Raw genomic sequence first — 18,184 nt, 5'->3', positions numbered from 1 at the left:
CCTGGTCAAACGCACGCCGTTTCCCGATCTTCAGTTTCTGACCTTCGACAAGCCAGAAACCTAGACGGGACACGGCGTGCCCTGTCGATCAGGGCGTCAACCCACCCACGAGAACATCACAAGAGCCTCAATTTGTGGGTAGGTTGAGGCTGCCTCGGTGTGCGGCCACGGGGCCTTCGTCAGGTGGCCGGTCCTGGGTGGCGCTGCGCGGACAGGGGAGGCCCTTCGGATGAAGATCGTTGCGTTGTCCTGCACGCAGAAGCGTCTCCCGTCGCTGACCGACGCGCTGCTCGAGGCGGCGATTACCGGCGTCGTCCGGGAGGTCGGTGACGCGGAGATCCAGCGGATTCGGTTGATCGACCATCGCATCGCGATGTGCGAAGGCGAGGACACCTGCCTTGATCCCGAGGTGGGCCGGTGCACGCTCGACGACGACTTCGAGCATGTCGTCGATCTGGCCGAGGGTGCGCAGGCGATGCTGCTCGCCATGCCGGTGTACGCGGGGAACGTACCCGCGGTGCTGAAGATCTTCCAGGAACGCTTGAAGAGCTTCATGAACGCCAGGCAACGCCCGTTCGGCAACCTGCTGGTGGGGACGATCGTGCATTCGCGCACGATGCTGACCGAGCCCGCGCTGGGAGCGCTGTTCCCGTGGTACCTGCGCCTACGGAACAAGAACGTGGCGTCGGCGTGCTTCACCCAGAACGATCACCAGGACCTGACCCGCACCGCGGCGATCGACCTGTGTGTGGCCGTGGGCCGGCAACTCGGCATGACGCTCGACGGCAGCCGGTCGCCGGCCAACGACCGCACGGCACTGCCGTTGGTTCAGTCACCGGCTCGTCCGCGGTGCGGTGAGCCGGCCGCGTCCTCTCCCGGAGCGTGAGGAGATTCCGCGCGCCAGGTGCACCCGTCGCCCGCCTGTTCGCACGACACCGTGACGTCCGGTTCCACGTAGCGGGCGGCGATGGCGGTGTTGAGTTCCTGGCAGTACGGGCACGGTGACGAGAAGGTCAGTACCACGCCGGCGCGGGCGGCCCGTTGGCGGTACCGGAGGATCCCACAGTCGGCGTTGCGCAGGACGGTGCCCGAGGGTTGGGGCTCACTGGTCACTGCCGAGTCGTACAGCAACAGCTGATGCTGCAGCCGGGTCATGAAGTGATCGGTGGCGGATACCCCGGCGGGCCGTTGCGCTTGCAGCAGCTCCGCGGTGATGCGGGAGTTTGCCTGGATCCACGCAGCCAGGCCTTCTTCGCCGTGCTCTGCCAGGATGAACTCCTCTGCGGCCGCCTGGGCCTCGAAGAACCGCTGGCGCCACAGGTCGACCTTCTCGGCCGGGTCGAGGGGAGACGGTTCACTGGTCATCGTCCGCGTCCTTCGCGGCGGCGCCGTCCAGCTCGGCGAAGACCTCCTGGGCGACGCGCAGCCCGTTGTTGGCGACCGGCCAGCCACCGTAGTAGGCGAGCTGAATGATGACTTCGACGATCTTCTCTCGCGGCATCCCAAGGTGCAGGGCGGCACCGATGTGGCCGCGCAACTCCCAATCGGTCCGCGCCAGCGTGACCGCGGTCAGCGCGACCAGTTCGCGCTCCTCGACGCTCAGGTGCGGGCGGGTCCAGATCTCACCGAACAAGTGGTCGACGGTGATCTGCAGGAACTCCGGGTAGGAACCCGGGCGCGGTTCGCGGCCGAAGACCTGCTGGAACATGGCCTCACCCCGCTCACGCCGGGCAGACGGCTGATTCATCGATCAACTCCTTCGTGTTGGCCGAACAGTTGTCAACGTCCACGACGCCACGAAGGCGACGACCAGCAGCGCGGCGCCGCTGCCGAAGGCGGCCGGAACACTCACCCGCTCGGCGATGAGCCCGACCACGACCGGTCCGACCACGGCGCCGACATCGGTGCACATCGAGAAGACCGCGACGCCACTGCCCGCCCGGCCGGCGACCACGTCACCGATCAGCGCGGCCGGTGCGGCGTTGAGCAGCGCTGATCCCGCCGCGTACACACTGAGCAGGACGACCAGCCAGGCGTACCTGTCCACGAACGCCAAGGCTGTGATCGACGCCGCAGCCACCCCGGTGCCGGCGATCATGGCGGGCCGGCGGCCGGTCCGATCGACAACCCGGCCGGCTGGCATGATCAGCAGCGCCTGAACGACGGCGGATATCGTGAACGCCCACCCGACCCACGTCACGTCATGTCGCCACGCCACAACCACCGTGGGGACCAGCGCGCTGCGCAGCCCGAACAAGACCCATCCCTGCGCCAACGCGGCGAGGCAAGCCACCAGGTAGCGTCGATCCCGCAGCAGGACCGGTAGCCGGACCACGTCACGGCCAGGCTCTGCGCCGGCAGTTCGGCCGGCGCGGAGCACCGCCAGTGTCAGCACCGCCGCGGCCAGCAACAGCACGGCGTACGCCATGAACGGCGCGGACAGGGCGACGAGAGCGAGGAGCCCGCCCAGTGCTGGTCCGCAGATAGCGCCGAGCAGGAAGCCTGCTTCGAACACGGCGCTGGCCCGGCCCCGCTGCTCGGCCGGCGCGATCGCCAGGAGTGTCGCCAGTGCGGACACCGAGAACAGTACTGAGCCGACGCCGCCGAGGCTGCGGAACACGAGCAGCTGCCCGTAGGACCCGGCGAACGCCGTCAGGGCCGAGGAGGCCGCACACAGCAGCAGGCCGGCGACCAGGACCCGCCGTTCCCCGAAACGAACTCCGAGCCGGCCGCAGAACGGACTGGTGGCCAGCCGCATCAACGCGAACAGGGCGACGAGCGCTCCGATCTGGGTGGGCCCGGCCCCGAACGTCGCCGCGTAGACCGGGAGCACCGGGAGCACCAGTCCCAGGCCCAGCATGACGCAGCCACCAACGACACTGAGGACGTAGACCTCGCGAGGGAGACTCGGCTGGGCGGCGGCAACGGGTGGGACGCTGCCAAGGCCGGCCGCCATCACTGTCCGTTCAAAGGATGATGCTGAGCTTTCCGTGCTCGTACAACGTCTCGTGGTCGAGCACCACAACCCGTCTCCGGACCCGGAACGACTCGTCCTCGACGACGAGCTCGAACCGGCATTTTCCGACGTACGCATCAGAGCGCCCGTGCCCGAACCGGTGCACGATGACATTCGCCGCCACGTCGAGGTGCGTGCCCCGATCGGTCAGGATCTCCACGTTGCTGATCATCCGATTCGTCCGCGACCGAGGGTTCTCGCACCACACCTCACCGTTGAGAAGTTGTTCGATCCGCTGGCGTAGCCGGGGAGCATCGTCGTCGATGAGCCCGAGCGCGTCGGCCGTCTCGCCGCGGACGTCGGTGGCCGGCACCGAGTAGCGGATGTCGTCGGTCAGCATCTCGTCGTACCACTCGAGCAGGCGCCACTCGTCGAGCAGCCGCGCCTCACGGAAAAGGAACTGGCTCACCCGGTGCCACAACCGCAGCTGGGCCGCTTCGTCGACCGTCAGCTCGGTGGTCATCGTGGCTCTGCCTTTTGCATCTCGGCCCGGTGAGCGCCCTCGAGGTGACCGTCGTCGCCGTGCATCAGCCGGTCCCACTGCCGCCAGAACTCGCGGGCGGGAAGCTCGTCGGTCGTCTGCGGGACCTCCTTGTGCATACCGCGTGACAGATCCGAGTAGCGGACCGTGCGGTTGAGGTAACCCCGCTGGCACGACTCGACGATCTCGATGTCGTCGGGAGTGGCGAAGCCGGCGGGGCCGAGGAACGTCAGGTAGTGACTCTTACGGAGTTCCCGGATGTCCGGATCCTCGTCCTTGGGGGCCAGGGCGACCGAGGTGATGGCCATCTGGCCGGCGCCGATCGGGTCGATCTTGCGGATCGTGATCGCGATCGCGTCAATGATCATCAAGTTGGGAAAAATCAGCACCGCACGATTGGTGCGGGTGATCCGTTCGGCGCGTTCGGCGCCAAACCGGTCGACGAACCGTGCGGCCGTCGCCTCGATCCGCGGCCGGACCTCGGCGCCGAACATCGGCGTCCAGTAGGCGAGCGGGCGGGCTGCCGCCGGTGGCAGCTCGTTGACTCCATGCCCCAGCCCGAGGGCGCGGCCGAAGCCGCCTCGTCGTCGTGGCGGCACCGACCCGAGCGACTCCATGTAGCCGACGTAACGCTTGTGCAGGGCCCGGAAGTGGTAGATGTCGACGCTGTTCTCCATCATGAGCTTCCAGTTGGCCCGGGCCCCGTGGAGTTGCGCACCTTGGATCACCTCCATCCCGACCTCGGACTGGTCGTCGATCAGATCGAGGTACTCCGTCGCACCCGCCAGGTACTCGGTCAAGGTGCGCGGCTGCTCCGGATCGAAGGTGACGAACACGAAACGGCGGTAACTGTCACTACGGTGCTGCGCCAGGCCGAAGTCCGCCTTCCGAAAGCCTGGCCCGTACCCGTCCGGGATCGGGACCCCGACCAGGTCACCCTGGTTGGAGAACGTCCAGTCGTGATACGGGCACCGGAACGATCTGGCCTGCCCGGACGGCTGCGAGCAGATCAGCGCCCCGCGGTGGGTGCAGCTGTTCGCAAACACCCGGATCACCCCGTCGGACCCGCGCGCCATGACCACCGGGCGCCCGCCGACGTCGCGTGCCACGTAGGAGCCCGGCCCGGGCACCTCCGATTCGTGCCCGACGTACAACCAGCAGCGATCGAAGATCCTGGTCATCTCCCGGGCGGCCAGGTCGTCGTCGGTGTAGGCGCGGCGATCCACCCGGAACGAGAGGCGCTCAGGATCGTCGACCACGATCGGGTCGCCCACCGGCCGCTGCAGCTCGATCGTCACCGCTCCCCCTTTCGCTGTAGCGCCTCGACCGTGTTGATGACCAGCTCTGCCGTGCGCACGGCGGAATCGCCGCACTCCGGCTGCGCGGCGCGCAACCGGGCCCGGTAGTCCCGGGCGGGATCGAGCAGATCGGTGACAGCGTCAGCGACCGCCTGCTCGGTGACGCCGGCCGGCTCCAACGCCGTCCCGAAGCCCGCGCGACCCACGAAGTACGCCTGGACAGGCTGATCCACAGCCAGCGGGATCACCAGCATCGGTGTCGCCGCCCGGATCGACTCCGCCACGGAGTTGTATCCGCCATGGGTGATGAACACGTCGGCGCGTTCGAGCACCTCACGTTGCGGCAGATACGGGGCGGTGAGCACCTCGTCGGGCAGCGCGAGCTCCTCGGCGAGATCTCCTACCGCAGCGATCACCTGTGCACCGGTCGCCGCCGCCCCCGTGATCACCGTCCGCAGCAGGTCCGGCCGCCGGTAGAAGATCGTGCCGAAGGAGACGTACACCACCCGGCGGTCGGGGTCGATCCGATCCAGGCCCGGGAAGGCGACCTCGTCGCCGCGGGTCCCCGCCGCACCCGGCAACCCGACCAGCTGCACACCGTCGTCGGTGACCGCGTCGTCCCCGACGAGAGCAGGAATCGTCGGCATCAGATTGAGAATCGGCGAACGCGCCGAATGAGTCCGGGTCGACCACAACACCCCGTGCCTGGTCAGATAGTCGCCGACCTGCTCGTCGTACGGCCAGCGACCTCGTCGGTGCTCGCTCGGGCATACTCCACCCAGGTTGGCCCAGATCATCCCGTACGGCACGCCGGACGCCTGTGCGCCGACCATGGCCGACGCCGTGACCGGCAGCGAATCGACGAGCACGAAGTCCGGCGCCGTCGCACGGAGCGCGTCGGCTGTCTGGTCTGCCACCGGCGACGACTGGAGCATCGGGCCGATCTTCGCCGGGTCGCCGCTCCACGGCGCCATCTCGACCTGCCCGATCGCGTGGACCTGCGCCTTCCCCAAGGCCTGGCGACGCTGCTCGTCGAGCGCGCCACCGTCCGCAGACAACAGCAGCAGCGCAACCTCACTGCCGGCAGTTCGGAGCGCATTGACCACCGGAACATACGGGTTCAGGTGACCGTGCTGAGTCGTGGTGAGGAGGGCTACGCGCATCAGATCTCCGATCCATCGAAAGAAGACGACCAGGCCGACTCAAGATCTGGCTCTGGATGCACCACAGCAGCCACGACAGCGACACCCCTGCCTTCAGAAACGAGTCGAGACGGCGACGCACGAACGGCAGCACTTCGCCCCCGGGCAGGCGAGAACGCCCGGCAGGCGAAAGGGACCGTCGACGTCCAGGTACTGCTACGAGGCTCTATGCATTCCCCACCATCACTAAGGAGATACATCGATCGACGCTACTCGGAACAACTCGAAACAACCGGGTTCACCACCTGCCCCAGGCAGTTTCGCAAAGCCTGCCGGGATGTGCGACCGATGTCAATGCCTCGCAACTACCAGAGAGCGGTTCGGAGGTTTAGGTCCGTTTCGGGATAAGGGCGAACACTCCAGGTTCGTCTTCGGTCAGGACTGATGCGCTGGCCCTGGTCCCAGCCCAGCGCGTGCAGCAGCCCGCGTTCGGTCGCCCGGCCGGAACGGTCCGGGCAAGCCACACCGAGCAGGATCTCGTTCGGCGAGGCGATTGCTGGCGGAGGTGGTGCGGGTAGCATCGGCGCCGGGCGGGGCCGCGGTCGGGACGCGGGGCCGGGATGAGCACGCCGATGAGCTGCTCACGATCGCGGCGGCGAGGTGGCGTCATGGCCGCTCCAACTGCGAAAACGCCGCTACGCGCCGGTAGCGACGTACGGTTCGCCGACGGTCACGACCACTTGTTACAGCATGGGTGCAATCTGTGCACCACCGCGGACCCGAGCCCGATTCATACTCGGTGGAACTCCATCAGAAACTGGTGTCCAAGGGGGACGAACCCCCACGCGTAGCACCAGCGCACAAGAATGGGTGCTCATGCGACCAAGGAGAGCTGGATACAGAGCGTAAACACGTCAAGGGCCGCGACTCGGTGGGTGGGACAAGGCCGGGTCGATTCATGGCCCTGCACCACTTGGTCAAGGCCGATCGGGCCAACGCCAACTCCGCCGCCTACCTGTTCATGAGCGGCGGTTCGGGTCACTAACCTGGGCGACATGGCAGAACCCTCGGAGTACGAGATTGCGGCATGGCGTGACATTCAGCGGTTCAAGGGCAGGCCGCTGTCGGCCGCGTTGCGCAGCGCTGGCGAGGGCGTGTCCAACGGCGCCGCGGCACTCGGTCGGCGTGCGGCGACGTACCTGGAAAACCACCCGGGAGCCCAATCAGTCGTGTCGCGGGGGCGCGGCATCGCCGCCAAGGGTGCGAGCGCCATCGGCAGCGGGGCTCGCAAAGCCGCCGGCGTCCTCCCTGTCAGCGCGGCGGACTGGAGTGGCAGTGCTCTGGGCTCGATGCAGCGAACGGTGGCGAAGATTTCGCGAGTGGGGCTCTCGCCCAAGCGGGTGGTGGAGCTCCACCAGAAGCGCGGGCACGACGTCACCAAGCTCTCCGACCTGCGGCGCCTCGACCTCGAGCAGATCCACGCGGTCCGCGGGCGGGCTTTGAGCTGGTACTACCCTGCTACTGCCGCAGTCTCGGGGATGGGTGCGGGGCTGGTGATCTCGGGAGGCGAGCTGGCTACCGCGGTCTCCGGCGGCGCGGCGGCGGCGCCGTCGGGAGGTGCCATCGTCAGCGCTTTCGCCGGCGACGCCGCCATCGTCATCGGACTCGCATCCCGCGCGGTCGGCCATGTCTCGCTGCTGTACGGCTACGACCCCGAAGAGCCAGCCGAGAAGCTCTTCGTGCTGTCCGTCGTCAACGCCGGGACGGCCGCGTCCGTCGGCGCGAAGAGCGCCGCCTTCGCCGACATCTCGCGCCTCACCCAGGCGCTCGTCCGCGGTAAGACGTGGAAGGTCCTGAACGATTCGGTCGTCGCCCGGATCGCCGGACGGTTCGCGGAGGCGGTCGGGCACACCCTCACCAAGAAGGGCCTCGGCAAGGTCGTGCCGGTAGCCGGAATCCTGGTCGGCGGCACCCTCAACTGGACCACTCTGGAGGGAATCGTCGACACCGCCGAAATGGCGTACCGGCGTCGGTTCCTGCTGGAGAAGTACCCTCAGCTTCTGGACGAGGAACCAATCGAAGCCTTCGTTGTTGAGGACACGGACGACCCGAACGACGTGGTCGACGACGGGTTCAGCGTGCTCGGCGAACTCGCCGTGGAGGGCGGACCCGACCTGCGCTGAATCCGGAGCGGGCCGCCTACGGCAGGAGCTCGACGCGCTTCCACGCCGGCGTCATGCACACTGATCATCCCGCAGCCCTTGGTCCTGATCTTCTTCCCCGGACAAGAGGAATGATCGATCAAGGGCTGCGGCCATGATCGCCCGGGGGTGATGCAACCGACCCCGGGCTAAAGATCAAGTTAGACCTGATGCGCCCCCGGCCGCCCGGATTCGACGAAGAACGATCCGAACGTCGACTCCGGCGCGTCCGCCCGGCTCACGGTGGTCACCATCTGCAGGTCCGTCCGCATGCCCGACGCGTCCAGCTTGCAGCGCACGTAGCCGCGGCGGTCCCCGTCGAAGAACTTGATGTGCGGATTGAAGCCGATCATCGGACCGTAATAGGGGCCGTAGACATTGCCGTCGCCGTTGCTGGAGATCGACGTCCCGACGAACTCGGTCGCCACCACCGGCGACTGCGGGTCGTCGAAGTCCCGCAGGATGTCGTTGACGAACGTGGAATGCCAGTCACCGGTCACGACGACGGGGTTCGACACCTGGTGGCGTACCCACGCCTCGGTGAGCCGGTTCCGCGCGGCCGGGAAGCCGTCCCACGCGTCGTGCCACAGCCGGTCGCCCGCGGGCCCGTCGTGGTCGAGGCGCGCGAGCATCACGTTGCTCGCGAGCACGTTCCACTGCGCCGACGACGCCGCCAGGCCGTCATAGAGCCATCGCTCCTGCTCCGCGCCCAGCATCGTCACCTCCGGGTCGTACGCCTCGGCGCAGGCGTCCGCCTCACCCCACCCGCACGGCGGGATGCTGCGGTACTGCCGCCCGTCGACGACGTCGATCTGCGCCAGCCGGCCCCACCGCAGCCGACGGTAGATCCGGGGACCGTTCGGGCCGGGAGCCGCGGGCGCCCGCACTGGCTGGTGCTCGTACCAGGCCTGGTAGGCGGCCGCACGTAGGGCGCCGATGTCACCCTCGTACTGCGACTGCGTGTTGGCGTAGTCGTTCTGCACCTCGTGGTCGTCCCAGGTGACCGCCCAGGGGAAGCGCGCGTGCGCGGCCTGTAGATCCGGGTCGCTCTTGTAGAGCGCGTACTGCATCCGCCAGCGCTCCAGCTCGCGGGGTGCGTTGCGCAGGATCGACGGCGTGGGCGTACGCCGATATCCGCCGTTGGCGGGGATGCCGCCCTCGTAGACGTAATCCCCGAGGTGCAGGACGAGGTCGAGGTCCTCCTGCGCCATGTGCCGGAAGGACGGGTAGTAGCCGCCGGTCCAGTTCTGGCAGGACGCGAACGCGAAGGCCAGCGACCCGACCGCGGCGCGGACGTCCGGCGCGGTCCGGGTACGGCCTACCGGCGACACCTCGCCGCGGTAGCGGAAGCGGTAGAAGAACTCGCCGTCCGGGCGCAGTCCGTCGACCTCGACGTGCACGGAGTGCGCCAGCGACGGCAGCGCCCGCGCGGCGCCCTCCCGGACGATCCGGCGGAACTGGGCGTCCTCGGCGACCTGCCAGTCGACGGAGACGGCCTTCGGCGGCATGCCGCCGCCCGGCTCGAACAGCAGCGGGACGAGGCGGGTCCAGAGTACGAAGCCCGAAGACGTCGGGTCGCCGCTGGCGACGCCGAGCTGGAACGGATAGTCGGCCGGGCGGGGCGCGGCAGTGGCCTCGCCCGCGGACAGCTGAGCGAACGCGGCGGCGCCCGCCACGGTCGCGACACCCGTGAGGAAACGTCGCCGGTCGACGGACGCGGCCTGGTCATGCAGGTGGGAACGGCTCATGCCGGATAGGTGTAGTGGGTCGCTGTGGCCAACGGGTGGCCGTCCGGTGAGCATCCGGCGGTCCCAGCGTGGCGCCACTGCTGAATGCTCACCTGGCGAACCGACCGTGGCGGCTGTCTGCACCAGGTACGAGCTCGGCGACCGTGACCAGTTCACCGAGCCGGTGCAGAGGTCGCCCGCTTCAGGGCAGCCTCGGCAGCCGTGCGCCAGGCCGGCCCCGCCACGGCGTAGGCGAGCAGCCCACTGCGCGAGCAGCATCGCTGTCGCCATCGCCGCCTGAGACGAAGCTCGGACCTTGACCACGTGTGCGGTAGCGTCCCGGCGGAGCCGGGACATGGGGGTGACAACTGTTGGCGCATCGGTGATCTTTAGCAACAGATAGCGATGTATAGTTCCGTCGCGGTAATCGTGCTCGATACGCCACCGGAGTTTCGCCCACCGGATGAGAGTGCGTTTCGCCGTGGTGGCCGGCAGGTTCGACAGCCAGTACGTGGCTGATCGCCGATTGGCTGGCCAATCGGCGATCAGCCACGCCTCGGGCAGGTCGTGGTCGCGGTGGGCGGCCAGCAGGACCCGGACGGACGGACGCGGAGGAACACGAACCGGGAACGCATCTTCACCGGCTTGCCCGCGCGGGTGCGGGAACCGTCCCGCCAGGTGACCGTCCGGGCTGCGTCGGGGCCGACGGATGCGATCAGGTCTCTGACCGAGACGACCGCGTCCCGGTAGCGCTGTTTCGGTCGTTGTCCCACCCCACGGTACGGGGGTGCGGTCCGCACCGCGCTCCACCTCGCGAACATCCACATCGGATGCAACGAGTCAATTCCCGGCCGGCCACCAAACTACCGAAACGCGACAAAGTACTGCTAGTTTCCGCCGCGGTTCAGCCAGGCGCGGACTGCGCCGCCGTCGTAGACGACCAGATAGTCGGCTTTGCCGTCACCGCTGATGTCGGCGAACTGGACGTACTTGCGGGGATAGTTGGACGCGTAGGCCCAGTTGTAGCGGGCCTCGAAGCTACCGTTGCCCCCGCCACCACGGTTGAGGAAGGCGTGCACCGCGCCCTCAATGCTGACCTGCAGGTAGTCGGCCCGGCCATCACCGTCGCCGTCGGCGAACCGGACGGCTTCCAGCGATGAGCCCTGGGTTCCGCCGGCCCAGTTGAGCCACAGCCGCCACTCTTGGGGCACTGGATCGGTGGAGGTCCACAGGTTGACGTACGCGTGGACCGCGCCCTCCGCGCTGACCCGCAGGATGTCGTCGCGCTTGTCCCCCGTGACGTCCGCGAAGCGGAGGTTGTTCCGGTTGAACGACTCCTCGCTGAAGACGATTCCCGCGTGGACGAACCTGAGCTGGTTACCCGACCCGGGGTAGTTGAGGAAGGCCCGTACCTTGCTGTCGGAACTGACCGCGAGGTAGTCGTCGCGTCCGTCCCCGTTGATGTCGGCGAACCGGACCTCTTCCCCGAGGACGTCGACCGTTCCGGCTCCCGGGTCGTACGTGCCCACGTCCACCCAGTCGGGTTGCCCGGGTGTACCGACGGTGTTCACCGATGCGCGGAACTTGCCGTCTTGACCGACCTGAAGGTAGTCGGCCCGCTGGTCGCCATTGAGCTCGGTGATGATCGTGCGGCCTAGGTTGACACCGTAGCCGGGGGCGATCACGCCCAGCGCGCGCCATCCCTCGCCGAGAAAGGCGTCGCAGACGGCGGGGGCCTGCTCGGCCAGCGGGGTCTGAAGCCAGCCCTTGGCGTTCGCCTCAAGTACGGCTTCGTACCAGGCGTCGGCCATCTTGGCGTAGCCCGCGTCCGTCGGGTGTGCGTCGTTCTCCAGTCCGTCGCTGACCAGCACCCGACTCATGTCCACCAGAAGGACGTGCTTGCCCTCGCGCTGCAGGTCGTCTACCACGCCGGGCAGCGCCGCGTTGTATGCGTCGATGCGCGGCTGCAGCCCGGCCTTGCCGGTCGGGATGAGCTTGGCGGCCAGCACCGTGGCACGGGGTGAGTCCGCCAGCGCCTGGTTGATCAGATTCTTGAGCCGGGTAGGCGCGGACGACAGGTAGTAGTCCTGATTCATGTCGTTGGTGCCGGCGTGCAGGGTGATCACGTTCGGCTGATACTGCGGCACGCTGCAATCGGCGAAGTTCGCGATCTCGTCGATCCGGTCGCCCGGGTGGCCCTCGTTGTCAGGGTCACTCATCGAGCCGGCCTGCACCGACCCGACGAAGTCAACGCCCTGCGCGCTGTTTTTCAGGTAGTTGTACAACTCGTCGCGGTAGCCGTTCCCGTCGGAACTCTCCAGACCAGAGGTGATCGAGTCTCCGAGCGGCATCACCCGCAGCGTGACCGGAATCTGGCCCATCAGGGACTGGGACGCGTCCAGCGTCAGGGTGACCGACTCCTCCTCCGCAGCCAAGGAGAACGTCCCGATGGAGCTGGTCGGCACGGCGAGCAGCGGCTCCGCCGTCGCTGTCGCCGGGGGTGTCAGGCTCAGTAACGGAGCCGCCACGATGGACATGACCAAGGCCGCGCGGCAAGTCGTTCTTCGAGTATTCACGTACACCTCCACTTTTGGGAGTTGAGTATCGCCAGCCTTAGAGCGACCGGCAATAGGTGTTACTTGAGCCTGCGGGTGGTGGGCCGAGTGTCCCAGCGGTAGAGCGTGCGGGCGCGGCGGATGAGTTGACGGACTGTGACGAACGCTGCGGCCAGGTACAGGTAGAAGTCGATGATGGTGGCGTTGCGGTCGGTGCAGCGGCGGATCTTGCCGAACCCGTTCATCCACGAGTTCGACCGCTCGACCACCCCGCGTTTACCGACCTGGACAGGGGCGGGGATGCCCTTACGCGCGATGTCGGCGTCGAAGCCCAGCTCGTCGAGCAGGTTGCGGGTCGGGCCGTTGTCGTAGGCGCGGTCCAGATGCGCGGTTACCTGCTCGGGCCAGTGGTGCCGCAGTTGTGTGCTGCACGCTTCGAAGGTGCCGCGTAGCAGTGGCGAGTCGTGGCGGTTGGCGCTCGTGCCGATCAGGCCGAGCGGGATACCGTCGCCGTCGGTGCCGGTCGAGCGTTTCATGCCGCCCTTGCCCCGGTCGACCGGGGAACGACCGGCGCGGTCGCCGCCGCACGGGGCTTTCGTGATGGCCCCGTCGACGCTGACGTCGGCCAGGTCAAGGCCGATCATGCGGTCGTAGGCGGCCAGGGCGAGGGCGTGGAGCTGTTCGCCCAGCCCTGCCTGCGCCCAGGCGTGCAGGCGCCGGCGGATGGTGCGGTCCGAGCATGCCTCGGTGGCAAAATGTTCGTATCCGGAGCCGTGGACCAGGGCGTCAACGACGTGGGCGAACACGACCCGGTTGGACACCCGCCGCCGGTGGCAGCCCAGCGGGTGGGTCGGGTCGAACTCCGGTTGCTCGGGCAGCAGCGCGTCGAACTGGACCCACACGGGCTCCAACAGCGATGATGGGATCACGGGCACGGGCATCCTCGTCGATCACGGAGCGTAGAGAACTCACATGATCGTTGATGCCTGTGCCCGCTTGCTGCCCTGGTCTGACCTTCTGACCGAACTCACGCCCTATTGCCGGTCGCTCTAAGCCCTCGCCAAGACCGTCGCCGCGGAGTACGCCGGGAAGGGATCCCGCATGAACGTCGTGGCTTGCGGCGCCATCGCAACGGCGGTAGCAAACTCTGCCCAGCCCGCCGACGAGGTGCCCGAGATTCCGATGCGCCGGCTCGGTGTTCCCGACGATGCTGCCGCGGCCGCCGTCTATCTGGCCTCACCGCTTTCGTCCTACGTGACTGGGCAGAGCGTTGTGGTCGACGGGGGTGTCACGGTGCGAGGCCCGTTCCCCGGGTGACTCGTTCTGGCGCAACCTGGCCGCGATCGTAGTGCCGAGCTACCGGTGATCTGCATCCGCACGTCGGCTGGATCCGCACTGCAAGCCGCGACCGGTCACGCAACCCTGGGTAGCGCGCGTATCGCGACAAATCCGTGCATGTGACCTTGGCTTCGGGCTGCGACGGCCGCCGGCCGCATGCAGACGGTTTCTACGACGAATTGGACGGCATCCGCGGGGTTACGTGAAGACCGCGTCCTCAGGCGAACTCGCGTGCGGTGGATTCCAGCCTCTCGCGGTACGCGGCCCACCACGCCTCGTCTCCCTCGACCACGTTGTCGCCGGGCCGCCGCCAGCCGACCTGGCCGTCGACCAGCTCGCGCACGATGTCGGCGTGCCCGGCGTGCCGGTTCAGCTCGGCGAGCACGTGCACGAGGATGAGGTGCAGCGCCACCGGCGTGTGTTGCCACCACCGCACCGACCCGGGCGCGTCGATCGGGAGCGCCTCGATCGTGGCGTCCGCGTGTGCCCAGACTCGGTGCCACAGCCCGATGATGTCGTCCCGGGACTCGTCGGCTGCGGCCCACATGTCCGTGTTCGGCTCGGCGTCTTCGTCAAGGCTCGCGACGGGCTCGGGAAAGGGGCGGTCGAACACCTCGCCGAAATACCCGGCGGTCACCGAGGCCACGTGCTTGACCAGCCCGAGCAGGTTCGTCCCGGTCGGCACGAGCGGGCGCCGTACGTCGTACTCCGACAGCCCGTCGAGCTTGCCGAGCAGCGCCTCGCGCGCCTCCCGCAGGTACCGATGGAGATTCGCCTTGGCGTCGAGGTCCGTCATGCCGCCCAGGATCTCACCGCCGCGCCCGCCGCGACGCCCTGTACGCCCGCGTTCCGAACCGCAGCTCTGTGGCGGTCACGCGATCGCGGCTCCTGATCGCGCCATGTCCATGTGTCGACGTCCGCCGTAACGCTGGCTAGCGCGCGAGTCGCGGCAGAAACGTGCACCCGCCCACAGGCGCGGGCTCCAAACAGCGTCCGCGTTCGGGTTCAGCTCACGGGCAGACGGCCGGAAAGTTAGGAACGAGTGGTCTGCGATGCGGTTCGGCGAAGCAGCGTTTACCGGGCGTTCGAGGGGCGCGACGCGGCGTCGTCAAGGGTGGAGGACCAGAGCCGTCACTCATATCCCATGGCCTGGATGACCTTGCCGAGTGCTTCTTCGATGAACTCGCGGGTTTCGTCGTCGAATTGGTCGTTGCGGTTCGTCAGCTTGTGCGACTGAAACGTCGAAGGGGTGGCGAAGTCGTCGACGCCGAGCCGTTCGAACAGGGCGCGGCGCTGCCCGGGCCAGTCGGCTGCGAGATCTTCTGCTTTCACCTCGATGTATCGCCTGCCCGTCAGGTCGACCGTGTTCTTCCAGGTGAGCCATCGTCGATTACCTTGCGCGACTATCGCTGCACGGCTACGTGAATGCCCAGTGCCGGCCCCTCGACGCAGCGAAGCGAAACACCCGGGTGCCGGGCGACGTCGCGCGAGGGAGCGAGGACTCAGCGGGCGCGAACCGGCTCGGACGACGGCCGCCACTCCCGCCTGATCAGCCCGTACACCCACGAGTCCGAGACCTCGCCGTTCACGACGCAGTCCTCCCGCAACGTCCCTTCACGCACGAACCCGAGCTTCTCCAGCACGCGGGCAGATGCCGCGTTGCGCGTATCGGTCTCGGCCTGGACTCGATTCAGGTCCAGCGTGTCGAACGCCCACTGCAGCAAAGCGCGCGCGGCCTCCGTCGCGTAGCCGTGGCCCCATGCCGCATCGTCAAAGCAGTAGCCCAGCGACGCGCTGCGGTAGTCCGGATTCCACCGGGTCAGACTGCACCAGCCGACGAACGCCCCGTCGGAAACACGGTCCACGGCCAGCCGCGCCCCGGTGCCGTCCTCTGCCATCTGCCGGCAAGCCGTGATGAACCGCTCGGCGCGCACACGTTCGGTCCAGGGCGGCGCGTCCCAGTAGCGCAGCACGTAGGCGCTGCTGTGCAGCGCGAAGAGGGCGTTCGCGTCCGCGTCGCCGAAGGGACGCAGTCGCAGGCGAGCCGTGTGCAGCGTGGGGGTGGGCAGGGACATGAGTGCCATGTTGCCTCTCTCAGTGGGCGGACAGAAAGCCCACTCCCCTACTGTCCGCCGCGCGAAGGCGGTTGGCACACTACCGGCAGTTGACCATGAAAGCGGCCACCGACAGTTGAAGGGCTCACGCCACCCACAGGCAGCCCTCGTCGACCGACCTTCGCGCGCATGACGACAGAGGAGGGCGCTGGAGTCGCACCGGATGGGAAGTCGTGCACACCGTAACCGAGCCCCTACCCATCTGGATCATGGGGCAAGGGCCGGCGCGGCAGCCGGCGCAAGAACACGTTGGTACGCCGCCCAACATCCCGCCCGGAAAGGATCAAGCCTCCGCCACACCCCGCGACGCCTACCGGCGGCGGATCAGTTCAGTCCTTGCGTCCGGTGACGGCCACAGTGACGCCGAGGCCGATCAGTGAGAGTCCACCGACCCCGCCAACCAGGGAAAGTCGTCTCGGTGAGCGGGCGAACCAATCCCGTGCGGTGGCCGCGACCAGACCCCACATGCTGTCGCAAACGACAGCGATAGCGTTGAAGACCAGACCGAGCACCAACATTTGCACCGCGACATTCCCCTGACCGCGGTCGACGAACTGCGGCAGCACGGCCGCGAAGAACACGATGGTCTTGGGGTTCGACACGCCGACCGTGAACCCCTCCCAAAAGGTGCGCAGCCCGCTGCGCGCCGCCCCGGCGCCGGTACAGGAGGCCGGCAGCGAATCACGCTCCCGCCACGCCTTGACGCCGAGATACACCAGGTAGGCGGCACCCGCCAACTTGAGCGCAGTGAAGATGACGGCCGAGCGTTCCACAATGGATCCGATCCCCATTGCCACGGCCCCGACGAGCACGTATGCGCCGAGCGTGTTCCCTACCACCGTGGTCAGTGCGGCGCGGCGCCCCTGTGCCAGAGCCCGTCCGATCACGAATAGAACGCTGGGGCCAGGGATCAAGATCAGCAGGAAGGACATAGCCGTGAAAGCGAGCAAGCGGTCGGCAGACACCATGAAGATCATGCAACCACGGAAGGGCTCACACTTCCAGCCGCATTTCTCGGCCGGTCTCGCGGCCGAACAGGCGGAACCTGTCAAGTCCAGCGAGACAGCTAGTTGATTTTGGTTAGCTTGCTGGTAGGCGGGTGGTTCGGCTGACCTGGTGGAAGTGTTGGTCGGTGGCCTGGTTGTCGGGTTTGTTGATCCATGCCTGTTCGGGAACCCGGGGTGCGACGGGTCGGCGGCTGCCGAATCGGTGCGGGTGGGCGGCTCGGGCGGCGTCGAGGGTGCGTTGCCGCTGCTCACGGATCTGCTCGGCGGTGCCGTGATGGACCGATGCCGGGGTGTGCAGGGCGATCCCGGAGTGCCGGTGTTCGTGGTTGTAGTAGGTGTAGAACGCTTCGCAGTGCGCGCGGGCGTGTTGGATGGAGCCGAACCGTTCGGGGAAGGTCGGGTCGTACTTCAAGGTCTTGAAGCTGGCTTCGATGAACGGGTTGTCGTTCGATGTCTTCGGTCGGCTGTGACTGCGGCCGATTTTGAGGTCGGTGAGGAGTTGGGTGACGGTCTTGCAGGTCATCGCCGCGCCACGGTCGGCGTGCACGGTCAACTGGTCGGGGTCGACGCGTTCGCGGCCTGCGGCGTCGGCGATGAGTGCCTCGGCGAGTTGGCCGTCCTCGGCGGCGGCGACCAGGTGCCCGACGACGTAGCGGGACCAGATGTCGATCACCGTGTACAGGTGGAACCAGACTCCTTTGACCGGTCCGCGTAGTTTCGTGATGTCCCACGACCAGACCTGGTTGGGGGCGTCGGCGACCAGTTCCGGCTTGGTGCGGGCCGGGTGGGTGGCCTGGCTGCGGCGTTCGCCGGCCTGGCCGGCGGCGCGCAGGATCCGGTACATGGTGGACTCCGAGCACCACCAGCGGCCCTCGTCGAGCTCACGGGCCCACACCTGCGCGGGTGCCAGGTCCTGGTAGGGCGGGCTGTTGAGCAGGTTCAGGACCTGTTGCCGTTCGGGTTCGGTCAGCGCCGACGGTGGCGGCTTGCGCGGCGCCCGGGGCTTCGGTTCGGCCGGTGGAGTCCGGTGGCGGTAGAGGGTGGCGCGGGACAGGCCGGTCAGCCGGCACGCGGGCGCGATGCCCCAGATCGGGGTCAGCGCCTGCTGCGCCTCGACCAGGACGGGTTCGGCGTCGGCGCGGTGTCCGCGCTCTCGGAGAGCAGTTCCAAGAGCGCGTGCGCTGATCCGAAAATGGACGGTGAGTGGGCAGGCGGCAGCATCCCGGCGGAGCCGGGATTGATCCTGCTGTGGGGTTGGTCAGGCGGCCGGGGCGAGGGTGACGGTGTAGCCGAGGGCTTCGAGCT

17 protein-coding genes and 1 pseudogene are annotated in these 18,184 nt (G+C 67.8%); 4 read left to right on the top strand and 14 right to left on the bottom strand.

The genetic code is table 11. The features are described from left to right. The first annotated feature begins 229 nt into the window (after positions 1 to 229). Positions 230 to 886 (top strand): NAD(P)H-dependent oxidoreductase, encoded by a 657-nt coding sequence (locus ABGB16_RS30740; RefSeq protein WP_347671576.1) that lies wholly within the window; start codon positions 230 to 232, stop codon positions 884 to 886. Here the strand turns inward: ABGB16_RS30740 and ABGB16_RS30735 are convergent. The 6 genes from ABGB16_RS30735 to ABGB16_RS30710 are packed head-to-tail and all read right to left on the bottom strand — an operon-like array spanning position 829 to position 5,958. Then, a complete protein-coding gene (locus ABGB16_RS30735) occupies positions 829 to 1,365 on the bottom strand; it encodes a hypothetical protein (RefSeq protein WP_347671575.1) in 537 nt (178 codons plus the stop codon). The two genes, ABGB16_RS30740 and ABGB16_RS30735, sit on opposite strands and share 58 nt — an antisense overlap. Continuing rightward, positions 1,355 to 1,747, bottom strand: a complete 393-nt coding sequence (locus ABGB16_RS30730) for a carboxymuconolactone decarboxylase family protein (RefSeq protein ID WP_347671574.1) — start codon at positions 1,745 to 1,747, stop codon at positions 1,355 to 1,357. The genes ABGB16_RS30735 and ABGB16_RS30730 overlap by 11 nt, the downstream gene beginning before the upstream one ends. A gap of 3 nt (positions 1,748 to 1,750) precedes the next feature. After that, positions 1,751 to 2,956, bottom strand: a complete 1,206-nt coding sequence (locus ABGB16_RS30725; RefSeq protein WP_347671573.1) for an MFS transporter — start codon at positions 2,954 to 2,956, stop codon at positions 1,751 to 1,753. 10 nt (positions 2,957 to 2,966) lie between these two features. Then, entirely contained in the window at positions 2,967 to 3,479 is a 513-nt protein-coding gene (locus ABGB16_RS30720) for an aromatic-ring-hydroxylating dioxygenase subunit beta (RefSeq protein WP_347671572.1), read from the bottom strand. Continuing rightward, positions 3,476 to 4,795 carry an aromatic ring-hydroxylating dioxygenase subunit alpha gene (locus ABGB16_RS30715; protein WP_347671571.1) on the bottom strand — a complete coding sequence of 440 codons (1,320 nt, stop codon included), beginning with the start codon at positions 4,793 to 4,795 and terminating at the stop codon, positions 3,476 to 3,478. Before ABGB16_RS30715 ends, ABGB16_RS30720 begins: the two co-directional genes overlap by 4 nt. Further along, on the bottom strand, positions 4,792 to 5,958 hold the full coding sequence (locus ABGB16_RS30710; RefSeq protein WP_347671570.1) for a glycosyltransferase: 1,167 nt from the start codon (positions 5,956 to 5,958) through the stop codon (positions 4,792 to 4,794). The genes ABGB16_RS30715 and ABGB16_RS30710 overlap by 4 nt, the downstream gene beginning before the upstream one ends. Positions 5,959 to 6,992: 1,034 nt before the next feature. On the opposite strand from ABGB16_RS30710, the gene ABGB16_RS30705 reads away from it, so the two are divergent. After that, on the top strand, positions 6,993 to 8,120 hold the full coding sequence (locus ABGB16_RS30705) for an EcsC family protein (RefSeq protein WP_347671569.1): 1,128 nt from the start codon (positions 6,993 to 6,995) through the stop codon (positions 8,118 to 8,120). 179 nt (positions 8,121 to 8,299) lie between these two features. Here the strand turns inward: ABGB16_RS30705 and ABGB16_RS30700 are convergent, their stop codons facing one another. From ABGB16_RS30700 to ABGB16_RS30690, 3 genes are all read right to left on the bottom strand, one after another. After that, complete coding sequence (locus ABGB16_RS30700; protein WP_347671568.1) at positions 8,300 to 9,886, bottom strand: alkaline phosphatase D family protein; 1,587 nt, start codon at positions 9,884 to 9,886, stop codon at positions 8,300 to 8,302. Positions 9,887 to 10,752: 866 nt separating this feature from the next. After that, entirely contained in the window at positions 10,753 to 12,453 is a 1,701-nt protein-coding gene (locus ABGB16_RS30695) for an FG-GAP-like repeat-containing protein (RefSeq protein ID WP_347671567.1), read from the bottom strand. 47 nt (positions 12,454 to 12,500) lie between these two features. After that, positions 12,501 to 13,355: an IS5 family transposase gene (locus tag ABGB16_RS30690; RefSeq protein WP_347671566.1), complete on the bottom strand. Its 855-nt coding sequence runs from the start codon at positions 13,353 to 13,355 to the stop codon at positions 12,501 to 12,503. Positions 13,356 to 13,473: 118 nt separating this feature from the next. Here ABGB16_RS30690 and ABGB16_RS30685 point away from each other — a divergent pair. Then, positions 13,474 to 13,737, top strand: a pseudogene (locus ABGB16_RS30685) (SDR family oxidoreductase); the annotation flags it as partial. A gap of 238 nt (positions 13,738 to 13,975) precedes the next feature. On the opposite strand, the gene ABGB16_RS30680 reads toward ABGB16_RS30685, so the two are convergent. The 5 genes from ABGB16_RS30680 to ABGB16_RS30660 all read right to left on the bottom strand — a co-directional run bounded on the left by ABGB16_RS30680 (position 13,976) and on the right by ABGB16_RS30660 (position 17,978). Continuing rightward, complete coding sequence (locus tag ABGB16_RS30680; protein ID WP_347671565.1) at positions 13,976 to 14,554, bottom strand: DinB family protein; 579 nt, start codon at positions 14,552 to 14,554, stop codon at positions 13,976 to 13,978. A 335-nt stretch (positions 14,555 to 14,889) separates the two neighbouring features. Next, entirely contained in the window at positions 14,890 to 15,090 is a 201-nt protein-coding gene (locus ABGB16_RS30675; protein WP_347671564.1) for a hypothetical protein, read from the bottom strand. Between the two features lie 170 nt (positions 15,091 to 15,260). Next, complete coding sequence (locus ABGB16_RS30670; RefSeq protein ID WP_347671563.1) at positions 15,261 to 15,833, bottom strand: GNAT family N-acetyltransferase; 573 nt, start codon at positions 15,831 to 15,833, stop codon at positions 15,261 to 15,263. Positions 15,834 to 16,201: 368 nt separating this feature from the next. Continuing rightward, the gene (locus ABGB16_RS30665; RefSeq protein WP_347671562.1) at positions 16,202 to 16,849 is read right to left on the bottom strand and encodes a LysE family translocator; all 648 of its coding nucleotides are present in this window, start codon (positions 16,847 to 16,849) and stop codon (positions 16,202 to 16,204) included. A 103-nt stretch (positions 16,850 to 16,952) separates the two neighbouring features. After that, positions 16,953 to 17,978 (bottom strand): IS3 family transposase, encoded by a 1,026-nt coding sequence (locus ABGB16_RS30660; RefSeq protein WP_347671577.1) that lies wholly within the window; start codon positions 17,976 to 17,978, stop codon positions 16,953 to 16,955. Here ABGB16_RS30660 and ABGB16_RS30655 point away from each other — a divergent pair. Continuing rightward, positions 17,907 to 18,184 (top strand): hypothetical protein (locus ABGB16_RS30655; protein ID WP_347671561.1); only part of this gene is annotated, 278 nt, incomplete at its 3' end. The genes ABGB16_RS30660 and ABGB16_RS30655 overlap by 72 nt on opposite strands.

This window comes from Micromonospora sp. B11E3 (assembly GCF_039871625.1).
Classification (GTDB): Bacteria; Actinomycetota; Actinomycetes; order Mycobacteriales; family Micromonosporaceae; genus Micromonospora.
Note: the sequence above shows the minus strand (reverse complement) of the source record. Positions and strands in the feature narration are given on the sequence as shown.

Excerpts from the sequence above, each read along its gene's own strand:
- ABGB16_RS30740 (WP_347671576.1), top strand. The coding sequence starts at position 230 with ATGAAGATCGTTGCGTTGTCCTGCACGCAGAAGCGTCTCCCGTCGCTG.
- ABGB16_RS30735 (WP_347671575.1), bottom strand. The coding sequence starts at position 1,365 with ATGACCAGTGAACCGTCTCCCCTCGACCCGGCCGAGAAGGTCGACCTG.
- ABGB16_RS30730 (WP_347671574.1), bottom strand. The coding sequence starts at position 1,747 with ATGAATCAGCCGTCTGCCCGGCGTGAGCGGGGTGAGGCCATGTTCCAG.
- ABGB16_RS30725 (WP_347671573.1), bottom strand. The coding sequence starts at position 2,956 with ATGGCGGCCGGCCTTGGCAGCGTCCCACCCGTTGCCGCCGCCCAGCCG.
- ABGB16_RS30720 (WP_347671572.1), bottom strand. The coding sequence starts at position 3,479 with ATGACCACCGAGCTGACGGTCGACGAAGCGGCCCAGCTGCGGTTGTGG.
- ABGB16_RS30710 (WP_347671570.1), bottom strand. The coding sequence starts at position 5,958 with ATGCGCGTAGCCCTCCTCACCACGACTCAGCACGGTCACCTGAACCCG.
- ABGB16_RS30705 (WP_347671569.1), top strand. The coding sequence starts at position 6,993 with ATGGCAGAACCCTCGGAGTACGAGATTGCGGCATGGCGTGACATTCAG.
- ABGB16_RS30700 (WP_347671568.1), bottom strand. The coding sequence starts at position 9,886 with ATGAGCCGTTCCCACCTGCATGACCAGGCCGCGTCCGTCGACCGGCGA.
- ABGB16_RS30680 (WP_347671565.1), bottom strand. The coding sequence starts at position 14,554 with ATGACGGACCTCGACGCCAAGGCGAATCTCCATCGGTACCTGCGGGAG.
- ABGB16_RS30670 (WP_347671563.1), bottom strand. The coding sequence starts at position 15,833 with ATGTCCCTGCCCACCCCCACGCTGCACACGGCTCGCCTGCGACTGCGT.
- ABGB16_RS30665 (WP_347671562.1), bottom strand. The coding sequence starts at position 16,849 with ATGATCTTCATGGTGTCTGCCGACCGCTTGCTCGCTTTCACGGCTATG.